10 protein-coding genes are annotated in these 12,199 nt (G+C 32.7%); 6 read left to right on the forward strand and 4 right to left on the reverse strand.

Features of this window, described 5'->3' with window-relative positions:
- A partial coding sequence (locus AA089_RS09805) for a helix-turn-helix domain-containing protein (RefSeq protein WP_046756769.1) occupies positions 1-1,722 on the forward strand: 1,722 nt, incomplete at its 5' end.
- Between the two features lie 93 nt (positions 1,723-1,815).
- A complete protein-coding gene (locus tag AA089_RS09810; protein ID WP_046756770.1) occupies positions 1,816-2,079 on the forward strand; it encodes a hypothetical protein in 264 nt (87 codons plus the stop codon).
- An 87-nt stretch (positions 2,080-2,166) separates the two neighbouring features.
- On the opposite strand, the gene AA089_RS09815 is transcribed toward AA089_RS09810, so the two are convergent.
- Positions 2,167-5,661 (reverse strand): T9SS type B sorting domain-containing protein, encoded by a 3,495-nt coding sequence (locus AA089_RS09815; RefSeq protein WP_046756771.1) that lies wholly within the window; start codon positions 5,659-5,661, stop codon positions 2,167-2,169.
- 164 nt (positions 5,662-5,825) lie between these two features.
- Here AA089_RS09815 and AA089_RS09820 point away from each other — a divergent pair, with 164 nt between their 5' ends.
- Together AA089_RS09820 and AA089_RS09825 are read left to right on the forward strand one after the other, a co-directional pair.
- The gene (locus AA089_RS09820; protein WP_046756772.1) at positions 5,826-6,686 is read left to right on the forward strand and encodes an alpha/beta hydrolase; all 861 of its coding nucleotides are present in this window, start codon (positions 5,826-5,828) and stop codon (positions 6,684-6,686) included.
- Positions 6,687-7,487: an alpha/beta hydrolase gene (locus AA089_RS09825; protein WP_046756773.1), complete on the forward strand. Its 801-nt coding sequence runs from the start codon at positions 6,687-6,689 to the stop codon at positions 7,485-7,487.
- A 74-nt stretch (positions 7,488-7,561) separates the two neighbouring features.
- Here AA089_RS09825 and AA089_RS09830 read toward each other — a convergent pair whose 3' ends face one another.
- From AA089_RS09830 to AA089_RS09840, 3 genes are all read right to left on the reverse strand, one after another.
- Positions 7,562-8,359 (reverse strand): TerC family protein, encoded by a 798-nt coding sequence (locus AA089_RS09830; RefSeq protein ID WP_046756774.1) that lies wholly within the window; start codon positions 8,357-8,359, stop codon positions 7,562-7,564.
- Between the two features lie 2 nt (positions 8,360-8,361).
- Positions 8,362-8,739, reverse strand: coding sequence for a hypothetical protein (locus tag AA089_RS09835; protein ID WP_046756775.1), 378 nt, complete (start codon positions 8,737-8,739; stop codon positions 8,362-8,364).
- Positions 8,740-8,810: 71 nt separating this feature from the next.
- Positions 8,811-9,221 (reverse strand): helix-turn-helix domain-containing protein, encoded by a 411-nt coding sequence (locus AA089_RS09840; protein WP_046756776.1) that lies wholly within the window; start codon positions 9,219-9,221, stop codon positions 8,811-8,813.
- A 307-nt stretch (positions 9,222-9,528) separates the two neighbouring features.
- On the opposite strand from AA089_RS09840, the gene AA089_RS09845 reads away from it, so the two are divergent.
- Together AA089_RS09845 and AA089_RS09850 are read left to right on the forward strand one after the other, a co-directional pair.
- A complete protein-coding gene (locus AA089_RS09845; protein ID WP_046756777.1) occupies positions 9,529-10,668 on the forward strand; it encodes a M14 family metallopeptidase in 1,140 nt (379 codons plus the stop codon).
- Between the two features lie 87 nt (positions 10,669-10,755).
- Positions 10,756-11,235: an Lrp/AsnC family transcriptional regulator gene (locus AA089_RS09850; protein WP_046756778.1), complete on the forward strand. Its 480-nt coding sequence runs from the start codon at positions 10,756-10,758 to the stop codon at positions 11,233-11,235.
- Positions 11,236-12,199 lie beyond the last annotated feature (964 nt).

A 12,199-nucleotide genomic window follows, 5' to 3' on the forward strand; every position in this document is an offset into this window, starting at 1 on the left:
CCATTTTTCAAGTTTTTCGTTATTATTATGTACTTCGTTAGCGTTTCTAGTGCTTTTGCTCAGACAGATTCATTAGCGAATAAGTCGTATGATGAACTTGTAAAATTGTATCGATCTACAGCAGGAAATAAACCAGCCGCTGCAAAAATCTATATTACAAAAGCGTACGAACTTGTATCAGAAGGAAATGATACGAGAAAAATTGCAAAAACGCTTTACGGAATTTCATATGCTAATTATCTGTTAACCAATAACATAAAAGCACTTGAAGATTTAGAAAATGTGATTCTTTTGTTATTGGGAGAACAAAAAAAAAGTAGCGGATTACTTTTTCAAGCATATAATTTAAAAGGAACTATATTAACGGACATCGGAAAAAATTCGGAAGCGTTAGACGCTTATCTAAAAGCTAAAATATATGCTAGAGAAGGAAAAAAAATACGAAATGAAATTCTAGCTTCAACAAATATTGCCTTCATCAAAAAAGAACATAAAGATTTTAAAGAAGCCATTCGGATTTTTAAGGAAAACTTAGAATTGCTTAAAAAATTAACTGTACCAGCATCACAAAAAGTGAAAGACGAAGTTTATCAATTGGCAAATATTGCCGATGCGTATTTACGAATGGGAGAAATGACTTCGGAAAACTACACAAAAGAAGCACGTAATTACAATGGTATTGGCTTTAAAAAATGCTCCAAAAAAGATGATACCGTTTCATATGCATTTCTATTGATTAACGAAGTGAGAATTTTATATCAAGAAGGAAAAATTAATGAAAGTATTGCATTGGCTACAGAAACAGAACACTTGGGAATAGCAAATCAAGATGAAAATTTGCTATGTACTGTGTATGTATTTTTGGGTAAAAACTACGCAAAACTAAAAAACTATAAACAGGCAATTGCTTTTTTAGAAAAGGGAAATGAAATTATTCTAACATCAGAGAAAAAATATTACATTGAACGATTGCTTGTGAAGGAATTGTCAAAAAGTTATACCGCACTCGGAGACATTGAAAAAGGACAAAAATACTTTGAGAAATATGCCAAACTGGTAGAAACTGAACTGGAAGAAGATATTAAAGTAATCAAAGAAGTATATATAAGAAACGATATCGCAGAACTTAGGGAAGAATTGAAAGAATTAAAAGCAATTATGCTGTCTGAAAAAAGACAAAAACAGCGATTATACTACATTGTAGGAATTCTAGTTTTACTTGCAGTTACTGGAATAATCTGGTATCAGAAAAATGCACAAAAGCTAAAAAAACGCATCACGTCCGTATTGCAAAAAGTTAATGAATTGGAAAATGAGCAAGTTTCTAAAAAGCCAAGTAGTAATTCTATTTCTGAAAAAGTTACAGATACTAAAGCTGCATTATTATTGCAAAAGTTGCAAAAGTTTGAAGAAGAAAAAGTCTATCTGTTGCCAGATTGTAGTTTAAGTTTTGTAGCTGAACACTTAGATTCAAATACTTCGTATGTTTCTAATGTGATCAATAATTACAAAAACAAAAGTTTCAAAACATACATTACAGAATTGCGTATCAATACCGCATTAATTCAGCTTAAAAACGATGCTAGACTACATTCATACACTATAAAAGCGATTGCCGAAGAGTTTGGGTTTAAACGACAAGAAACCTTTTCTAAAGCCTTTAAACAACACACTGGAATTTATCCTTCTCAATATCTTAAAAAAATAAGAAATCAGGCATAAACTCTTTGATAGTTCATAAACTATCAACTGTTACGCTTTGTAAACACTGGGTTTTGTCTTTAATTTGTCACATAACATTAAAACAAATACATTATGAAAAAACGAAACTTTAAAGTATTATCATTAAAAAAATATAGTATTTCTAATTTGAATCTGTTAACTAATTATGGAGGAAATGATGAAGAAACAAATACGGCTTTTACAACTGTTCCTGGTATGCCAACAATGGTTACATGTGATGACACCTATACTTGTCCTACGATTAATCCAGATATTTGTCAAACAACGAGAACAGCAGCAGATAATACCTTTGAGGAAACTTGCGATTGTGTCGGATTAGCGAGTTTGGGTTGCTAATTTTTTAATGTAATTTAAAAAGTATACATACAAAAAAACATGAATCGTCATGATTCGTGTTTTTTTTATGATTTGTTATAAAGTATGTTATCGTTTTAGTGTGAAATGTCCTGTGTAACGCTCATTATTACTTGGTCTTTCTACCATGAACCAATAATCTGTTGAAGGCAATCGTCTTCCGTGATATGTTCCGTCCCAACCTTGTGATTCTGGTTTTAAAATTGTCAGTAACTTTCCAAATCGATCAAAAATATGAATCTTTAAATCAGGTTCAAATTCCGAAGAAATAATCTGCCAATAATCATTAAATCCATCATTATTTGGTGTAAAGAAACTTGGGTAGAAGAGAAGGTTTACGTCTTGTGTTACAACTCCACAACCATTTTTATCGCGTACATACGCAACCATGCTTCCCACTAATAAATTTGTAAAAACGGGACTGTCTTGATAGTTAAAACCATCAATAGAATATTCATAATCGCCAATTCCTTCTACAAAAATTTCAATTTGATTGTTGTTTAGTGTCCAATCTTGAATTTCTACATTGGTAATAATGGCTTCATCAGATTCTATGACACGAATTGTTTGTGTATTGCTACAGCTTACCGCAGGCAATGAATTGTAATTTGTAATTACAGTAACGGTATATATGCCTGCTTCTGTTACGGTAATTTCTTGTGTGGTTTCTCCTGTGCTCCAAACATATTCGTCATATCCAGCATCGGCGCTAATGACTACACTTTCATTGGTACATACATAGGCGATAATTTCGTCCGTATTTACATTTGGTACATCTTTTACTTCAATAAAGAACGAAGTAGTGTCGTAACAATCGGTTTCTACCGTATTTTCAATTCGCACAAATATTTCTTGCGGATTAGTTTCGTTAGAAAAACTAGCGGTAATTTCATTCGTTCGTGCATCTGCATCCGCTTGTGAAGTGTAATATCGAATCGCAAATGAACCTGTTTGTCCATTGGCTACAAAATCATTTTGAACGGCCAAATTGAACACTTCCGTGCCATCATTTGAAACATCATCACACACAATTAAATCGCCTACCGCATTTGCCGTAAATTGAGTCTGTAAAAATAGTGTGAAGCTTGTTACCGAAAAACAATCCGTATTTAGATTGTTTTCTTTACGAGCATAAATTATTTGCGAAGTATTTTGAAGAAAATAATTAGTTAATAATCTATTGGTATCGTTTGCAGCATCTGTTGGATCTACATAATAAAATACTTCAAAAAGTGTGTCACTTTGCGTTCCTAAAACCTGATCTGTAAACTGTGATAAGTCTATCAATTCCTGAACATCATTTAAATTATCACAAATATTGATGTCCGCAATAGTTTCCGTTGTTGGACTTTCAAAAACGATCAAATTAAAACTCGTAGTATCATAACAATCAGTTTCTACGGTATTTTCAATTCGCGCAAATATTTCTTGCGGATTCGTTTCGTTGGCAAAATTTGCGGCAATTTCATTCGTTCGTGCATCTGCATCCGCTTGCGATCTGTAGTATCGAATTGTAAATGAACCAGTTTGTCCGTTTGTAATCAGGTTGTTTTGTACTGTTAAATCGAATACTTCTGAATCGTCATTAGAAACATCATCACACACAATCAAATCGTTTACAGGATTTGCGGTAAATTGTGTTTGTAACAATACGGTAAAATTGATTATTGAAAAGCAAGTATCATGCAGCATATTTTCTTTTCTGGCATAAATTGTCTGTGAAGTATTTTGAATTAAATAATTCGTTGGCAATCGATTGATATCCATATCAGCATCTGTTGGATCGTCATAATAAAACACTTCGAAAACGGTATTGCTTTGTGTTCCTAATACTTGATCTGTTAAGAGTGACAAATCAATCAATTCCTCGCCATCATTCAGGTCATCACAAATATTAATGTCTGCAATAGTTTCCGTTGTTGGACTTTCAAATACAATCAAATTAAAACTTGTAACAGCATAACAATCAGGATTGTCAGCATGTTCAATTCTCACAAAAACCTCTTCAGGATTGGCTGCATTTGTATAGGCGGTAGGTAATGGATTGCTGCTGTTATCGGCATCATCTAAATTTATATGATAAGATAAATTAAACACATCTCCAACAGCTTGCCCAGCTAATACTTCAGGTTCTTTGGTCGTTAAATCGAAAAGTGTAATTCCATCATTTACCGTGTCATCACAAATTAAATAATCAGAAATAGTATTTACAATTGGGGGATTGCTAATGATTACCGTTGCTGTGTTAGAAGTTGTGGAGGAAGGCGTTGTTAATGTAACCGTTACATCATAACTACCAACTGTAGCATACGTATGCGAAGGATTTTCTAGCGTAGATGTATTTCCATCGCCAAAATCCCATAGAATTGCCGTAACATCTTCTGAGTTTGTATTCATTACAAATTGTGTAGCATCTCCTAAACAAGTGCCTTCAAACTCAATTCCTACTAAAAATAACGATTGTATAAACGGTGGTAATCCTTGTGTGGAAGTTCGTGTACCCAAATCAACTCCATTATTTACATAGTTAGCGGCTGTTCCTAAAGCTTCTGGATTATTAATAACGCCTAAGAAATTTCGATTTGGTCTGGCAAAATATATTTTACCATCAATAGCCAATTGTAATGCAGCTCTTTGCTCAACGGCTGAATGCAATTGTACTCTCGTAGCACTAATGTTAGGCGCTGTTAAATCGAACTGATGTAAATATGTTGTTGTGGTAGAAAATTGCCCAGCAGACACATACATTCTGTCTGAACTAGCAGAAAACTCAGCACAATAGGGAGAATTTATAGTGTTTAGTTGTGATATTTCAGGACTAACATCTCCTGTAGTAACGTCAAAATTATGCAGACAAACATGTGTTTGTTCCTGATTGCAAATTACAATTTTGGTGCCATCAGGAGAAATTTTTAAATAACCTCTTCCGTCGTTTGTAGCACAACCACTATAGGTTGATCTAACTGAATTTGTGTCAATCCCAGTACTTGTGATATGATACGCGTGAAAAGTATCATACGTACCTGTATTTCCTGTAGGAGAAGCATAGCTAACAACCCAAAATCCGTCGTTTCCATCACTAATAGCGGCAATTTTTTCTGCACTTCTAGCAAGGAGTAAAATATTTTTTTGTCCTGGAACGACATCTCCATTTCCTCCATTTAGGGTCAAATCAACGACACTGTAATACAAACCACCATCACTTGCGTTGTGATCTACACAAAATATATAGTATTTAGTTGTATCATTTGGAAACGGAACAATGATCCCTGATTGCGAACTCGAAGAATTTCCTTGCAAAAACTGCCCATTGGGCATTATATTATGATTCGTGTCCCAAACCGTGATTCCATCAGTGTAAAGTAGTAAATTACCATTTTCATCAGAAATAGTTGCACAACCTTCATCTGTATCGATTTGTCCATCAAATATAGCGACAGGAGTACCACTGCTAAAGTCAAGACCGGCATTTTCCCCAAAATACCATATGTTCGTTTGTCCTTGCGAAAAGCAATGAAAAATATTAAATGTTATAAAAACTAGGAGTAAAAATTTTCTTTTCATACAGTATTATTCAAAAAAGTATATTATGCGGTCATGATTCAATGTTTATTTAGGGGACGAGATAAAGTTACTATATTTTTATAAGAATTCCTTGTAATGTGTGTCTAGTTTAAGGTAAAATCAGAAACTTTTGCTATCTTAAACATCTAAAATCATAACAATACATGTCATATTGGGCAATTGGAATCGTAGTTTTTATTATAATTTATATTATTGCAAATATAGTATTATACTTCCTACAAGAACGTTTCATCTTTAAAGCCGAAAAGCTGCCAAGTAATTTTAAATTTGATTATGAAAATCAGATTTTTGATGAATATAATATTGAAGTTGATGAAGGTGTAAATATTAACGGAATCCATTTTAAAGTACGAAACCCAAAAGGTGTAGTATTGTATTTAAAAGGAAATTCGAGAAGCATTAAAGGTTGGGGAAAGTTTGCGGTCGATTTTACACGTCACGGTTTTGATGTGTTGATGGTGGATTATCGCGGTTATGGAAAAAGCACGGGAAAGCGCACAGAAGCTGGTATTAAGAAAGATTTGCAATATGTATACGATCGGCTAAAAGAGCAAGTAGACGAAAAGTTTATTACCTTGTATGGAAGATCGTTAGGTTCGGGTTTTGCGACTAAATTGGCTTCAAACAACAATCCGCGTTTGTTAATATTAGATGCGCCATATTACAGTGTAAAACACATCACTAAACGTTTTTTACCGATCATGCCAATGTCGTTAATTTTACGGTTTCCAGTAAAAACCTATCGTTGGATTGAATATGTAAAATGTCCGATAAAAATAATTCATGGAACCAGCGATAAGCTAATTCCGTTTAAAACAAGCGTGAAATTATCCAAAATAAATTCAAAATGGACACGATTATATCCAGTAATTGATGGCGGACATAACAATTTGCATACATTTCCTCAATACCATCGTTTTTTAGAAGAAATTTTATATTCAGAATTGCCAAAAGAAATTGATCCGCAAACTTCAAGTTTAAACTTTAGACGAAAAAAACAGTAAATGAAGCGCTTAAAGACAATAGGTATTGTTATCATTGCATTCTATATAGTAATTTCACTTATGTTACTTAATTTTCAAGAACAACTTATATTTCGAAGCCAAACGTTGCCACAAAACCATGTGTTTACGTCAGATGTTCCGTTTGAACAATTATTCTTGAAAGCTTCGGATGGCGCTATTTTAAACGGATTACACTACAAACAAGAACATCCAAAAGGTGTTTTGTTATATTTTCATGGAAATGCACAAACCTTAGAATATTGGGGCAAATGGGCAGAAAAATTATCACAAGATTATCAGTACGATGTGGTCATTATGGATTATCGCGGTTATGGAAAAAGTACAGGAAAACGCAGTTATGACAGTATGTTAGCCGATGGAATGCTATTTTATAAATATTGCAAAACTAAATTTTCAGAAGACAGCATTACCATATTTGGGCGTTCGCTTGGTGGCGCGTTTGCGACACATGTGGCAACCAAAACCAACGCAAAACAGTTATTATTAGAATCTACATTTACAAGTGTGTATGATATCGGAAGCAAACGATTCTGGTTTTTACCGCTGAAATGGTTGTTAAAATATCCTTTTCAAAACGATCAAAATATTCAACAAATTACGATGCCAACATTTATCATTCATGGAACGGAAGATGCCATCGTTCCTTATGAACACGGGCAAAAACTATATAAAAAGTCGGGTAGTGGCAACAAAAAAATCTATACCATTCAAAATGGACTGCACAATGATTTGATTAGTTATCCTGAATATTTTGAAGCATTGAACGAAATTTTGAAATAGGAATTTAGATTTTTAGACACACTTCGCTTTAGTATCGCTTCAAAATACTTAATAAAAACTTAATAATCAAAATCTTAAGATTGAGTTACTTTTTTCTTTGCCATACGCAAATTCAAAAATTCTACCATGAGTGAAAAGGCAATGGCAAAGTATAAATATCCTTTAGGAATCGATCCGACACTTTGATTAAACACTTTTAAATGTGATAAATGCGCCGCTTCTGCAATCAGCATAAAACCTATCAAAATCAAAAATGACAATCCTAAAATCTGAATTGATGGGTTTTTGTTTACAAAACTTCCCACAGGATTTGCAAATAGCATCATGATAATTACGGAAACCACAACAGCAATAATCATTACGATTAGCGCATCGTTTGGATTTGAAGAAATTCCGTTTGTCATTCCAATCGCTGTCAAAATAGAATCAAATGAAAACACAATATTAATCATGGTAATTTGCACAATTGCTTTTGTCAATGTTGTAGAGCGATGACTTTTTACTTCGCGTTCATCATGTTCACGATCCACAACTTTTTCATGAATTTCTTTCGTGCTTTTATACAAAAGAAAAATTCCTCCAAAGAATAAAATCAAGGCTTGCCAACTGATTCCGCCAGAAATCCAACTCTTATTAATATGCCAAAAAGGAGCTTTCATCGCCACTAAAAACGAAATTCCGAATAACAAAATAATACGCATTGCCATAGCTAATACCAACCCAATATTCGTGGCTTTCTTGCGTAAATTATCGGGTAACTTTCCAGCGGCAATTGAAATAAAAATAATATTGTCTATTCCAAGAACAATCTCTAACAATGTCAGCGTTATAATTGCTGCCCAAACATCTGGATTTGAAAAAAGTTCAAACATATTTATTTAATTTTTGTAACAGTACCACGTTTTTTATTCTTTTGATCTTCTAGCAATGAATATTCTAGTAAATAGGTGTTTTCTTTGGTGGAAATAATTTTCATCTGAATCGGTTTTCCATCTCTAAAATCAATAGGATGCAACTTTCTGCCCACAAACTCACAATCATTGACCCAGCGAATCGTAAATGTATCAATTTTATTATCATAATAATCAATGCTCAACGAATCTGTACGAATAGAACGTCCAGTTTTTGTTTCTCCGTTGATTTCATATGTAAATTCAAAAGTTCCCGTTTGAAAATCTTTGCAATTTCGCTCCACAGAATAACAAGAACTCAACAATAAGGCAATACAAGCAATAAGAAAGAAGTTTTTCACTGAAATAGATTTTAAAAGTGAATATGAATACAAAGAAACTAAAAATTTAAGTTGGCTAAAAAAGAATCCAGCTATTTTTGATACGCTTCAAAAGTTCCGTCGGTATAAAAAATTACAATCTTATCAATTTTTTTTCCTTGAGCTGTACTTTTAGAAATGATACTTTCTTCCAAAGGAAATGACTTTGAAGTTTCTTCATGCACAATTTTTGGTGTCGTTATCGGAGTAGAAGTGGCAACATTTTCTGTAACAACTTTTTTAGGAAAACTTCCTTTTCCGTTCAACAACCAATACAATTCTACCTCTGGAAAAGCGTTCAAAATTTTCATGACAAACTCCAAACTTGGCTTATTTCTACCTGATAAAATATGTGAAATACTAGAACGTTGCACGCTCAATTTATCCGCAAAAGCAGAAGCGGAAAGTCCGTAATACTCAAGTATTTTTCGTAGTCTTTTTGTAAAATCAGAAGTGTTTATCATTGTAAACAATTATTAACAGAGAATTGTGTTTACAAAAGTAAATCGTTCGGTTGATTTATACAAGTAAACAGTGTTAAATCGAAAAAATGCGCTATAAATTACTTTAAGTAGTGCTATTTAAATAATTGAAAATTAATGTATTAAATATTGTAAATCATTCAGAGTAAATAAATGCGATTATAGGTACGCAACTAATAGCTAGTTCAAATGAATAATGTTTACAATTCTATACAACTTTGCGGATTTACTATGTTTACAATTGTAAAATAAATAGTGTTTACATTTGTAACTCGTAACACTATAAATAATGCATACACATCACTTAGCGAATTGGTATCGTGAACATTTTGAAGCGTCTTTATATGGACGTTACATTACGTTGAATCATATTTCTCCTCTGCTGGAAAAATTGCCAAAAAAATTCAATGTCAAACAAATTGGCATTTCGGTTTTAGGAAAAGCAATTCATTCCGTAACCATCGGACATGGAGAAAAAAAAATATTGATGTGGTCACAAATGCACGGAAACGAATCGACGACCACAAAAGCAATTTTTGACTTGTTTCACTTTTTACAAACATCTTCGGAGCTTGTAGAAACCATATTAAACGAATGTACACTTTGTATCATTCCAATATTAAATCCTGATGGCGCTGAAGCATATACACGTGTAAATGCGAACGAAGTCGATCTCAATAGAGATGCACAAGCGTTAACACAACCTGAAAGTGTAGTGTTAAAAAATAGTTATGACGATTTTAAACCTGATTATTGTTTCAATTTGCACGGACAACGGACGATATTTAGTGCTGGAAACGTTGATAAATCTTCCATACTGTCGTTTTTGACGCCTTCAGAAGACAAAGAAAGGTCAGTAACAGCAAATCGTATGAAAAGCATGGAAATCATTGTGAAAATGAACGAAATGCTACAAAAGCTCATTCCAAATCACGTGAGTCGTTATGATGACGGATTCAATATAAACTGTGTTGGCGATACATTTCAATCACTTGGAACACCGACACTATTATTTGAAGCAGGACACTTTCCTGACGATTATCAACGCGAAAACACACGCGAGTTGTTATTCTATTCATTAGTGGAAGCAATTCATTACATCGCTACAACAGAAATCACAGGAAAATATACAGACAGCTATTTTGACATTCCTGAAAATGAAAAACAGCATTATGATGTGATTTTAAAAAATGTGCAAACCGAAGAAAAAGACACTTTTGATATTGGTGTCATGTACAAAGAAATCCTAAAAAATGGTAAAATTGACTTTGAAGCGCAAATTGAGGACAAAAAAATGTTAAAAAAATCGTTCGCACATAAAGTAATTGATTTTCAGAACACAATCGCTCAGACTTCTATATTTCAATCGTTTTCGTTAGATGTTCAGGTTATGGAATTTTTAAGAAAATTCAATAAAATTGACAATTAGTTAACATATCTTCATGCTTTTTATGCATTATTATTCGCTTTTTTTTGTTTTTTTTGCATTATCTTTAATAAATAATATAAGATAATCATGGCAAAATTTAGGTTAGATGAAGTGGATCATCAGATATTAGACATGCTGATAGAGAATACTAGAATACCATTTACAGACATCGCAAAGAAACTTTTAATCTCCGCAGGAACTGTTCACGTACGTGTGAAAAAACTAGAAGAAGCAGGAATTATTAGAGGTTCTTCTTTAACGTTAGACTATCAAAAACTTGGATACTCTTTTATTGCGTATGTTGGAATATTTTTAGAAAAAACATCGCAAACAAAGTTTGTACTCAATAGAATTCACGAAATTCCGTATATTACCGTAGCACATATTACTACAGGGAAATTCAATATTTTCTGTAAAGTGCGTGCAAAAAATACAAAACATGCAAAAGATATCATCTTTATGATTGATGATATTGAAGGTGTATCACGTACAGAAACAATGATTTCATTAGAAGAAAGTATCAACGACAAAAACCGTTTGATGCATTCTATTTTTAATGATTTATAGAAACGAAACGAAAATACAATTCAAACCCTTGCATTTTCCGTGTAAGGGTTTTTTAGTGAAACTCAATTTATAGAAGTCTGAAAGACGCACTAAAAATTGTTAGTTGAACTAATCCTGATGAAAATCAGGATCTTATGACTCAATTTATAGAAGTCTGAAAGACGCACTAGAAATTATTAGTTGAACTAATCCTGATGAAAATCAGGATCTTATGACTTAATTTATAGAAGTCTTAAAGACACACTAAAAATTGTTAGTTGAACTAATCCTGATGAAAATCAGGATCTTATGACTCAATTTATAGAAGTCTGAAAGACGTACTAGAAATTATTAGTTGAACTAATCCTGATGAAAATCAGGATCTTATGACTTAATTTATAGAAGTCTTAAAGACGCACTAAAAATTGTTAGTTGAACTAATCCTGATGAAAATCAGGATCTTATGACTCAATTTATAGAAGTCTGAAAGACGCACTAAAAATTGTTAGTTGAACTAATCCTGATGAAAATCAGGATCTTATGACTCAATTTATAGAAGTCTGAAAGACGCACTAAAAATTGTTAGTTGAACTAATCCTGATGAAAATCAGGATCTTATGACTCAATTTATAGAAGTCTGAAAGACGCACTAAAAATTGTTAGTTGAACTAATCCTGATGAAAATCAGGATCTTATGACTCAATTTATAGAAGTCTGAAAGACGCACTAAAAATTGTTAGTTGAACTAATCCTGATGAAAATCAGGATCTTATGACTCAATTTATAGAAGTCTGAAAGACGCACTAAAAATTGTTAGTTGAACTAATCCTGATGAAAATCAGGATCTTATGACTCAATTTATAGAAGTCTGAAAGACGCACTAAAAATTGTTAGTTGAACTAATCCTGATGAAAATCAGGATCTTATGACTCAATTTATAGAAGTCTGAAAGACGCACTAGAAATTATTAGTTGAACTAATCCTG

Origin of the sequence: Kordia jejudonensis (assembly GCF_001005315.1) — a bacterium.
Lineage (GTDB): Bacteria > Bacteroidota > Bacteroidia > Flavobacteriales > Flavobacteriaceae > Kordia > Kordia jejudonensis.